1 protein-coding gene is annotated in these 885 nt (G+C 62.4%); it reads right to left on the reverse strand.

Going from position 1 to position 885, the window contains the following annotated elements; genetic code table 11:
- A partial coding sequence (locus KDH83_RS30880; RefSeq protein WP_212322877.1) for a tripartite tricarboxylate transporter substrate binding protein occupies window positions 1-872 on the reverse strand: 872 nt, incomplete at its 3' end.
- Window positions 873-885: the final 13 nt, after the last annotated feature.

Consider the following 885-nt stretch of genomic DNA (forward strand, 5'->3'; position numbering starts at 1 on the left):
GTCAAGGTGCTAGGTGTCACGCTCAACGCCTGCATGCGCTGGAGCGCTTCCGGCCGGGCCGAAGCCTCGCGCATCGCCTGATTGATACGCGCCACGACGTCATCAGGCGTGTTCTTCGGCGCCCATACGCCGTACCAGGCGGTCACGTCGAAATCCGTCATGCCCAGTTCTGCGATGGCTGGCACGTCCGGCAGCTCACTCATCCGGTTTTTGGTCGACACCGCCAGCGCGCGCAGGTTGCCGGAACGAATCTGCGGCATGACACTGGCCGCTGTCGAATAGAGCAGGTCCACATGCCCGCCCATGACGTTGGTAAGCGCAGGGGCCGTACCGCTGAAGGGAATATGGGTCATGTTCAGTTTTCCCATGAAGGCTACGCGCTCGCCGGTAAGATGCGGCAGCGACCCCTGCGCACCGGATGCGAATGTGATGTTCCGGGTTCTGGCTGCGTCCGGCACGTCGCGGAAGGTCTTGAAGGGCGAGTCCTTGCCCGTCACCACAATGATGGGAGCCGATCCCAGTACGCCGACCGGGACGAAATCCTTCATCGGATCGAATGGCAAACGGGAGAACATGCCTTCATACATGACATGCTGCGACGTATTGGCGAGCAGGGTGTAGCCGTCGCCCTTGCTGGTTGCCACGATCCGGGCACCGATGGTGCCCGCTGCGCCAGGCTTGGGCTCAACCACGATGGGCTGCCCCAGTATGGCGGCGACGTCATCGATGATGAGGCGGGCGAAGGTCTCGGTTGTACCGCCCGCCTGATACGGTGAGATCAGCGTAATGGCATGATCGGGATACGCGGCACGCGCCGTGGCGCTGAAAGCGGACACCGCCACAGCGGCGAAGGCAAGGATGAACTTGATCATGTGGTCTCCGTAC

Origin of the sequence: Achromobacter sp. Marseille-Q0513 (assembly GCF_018195695.1) — a bacterium.
Classification (GTDB): domain Bacteria; phylum Pseudomonadota; class Gammaproteobacteria; order Burkholderiales; family Burkholderiaceae_B; genus Achromobacter.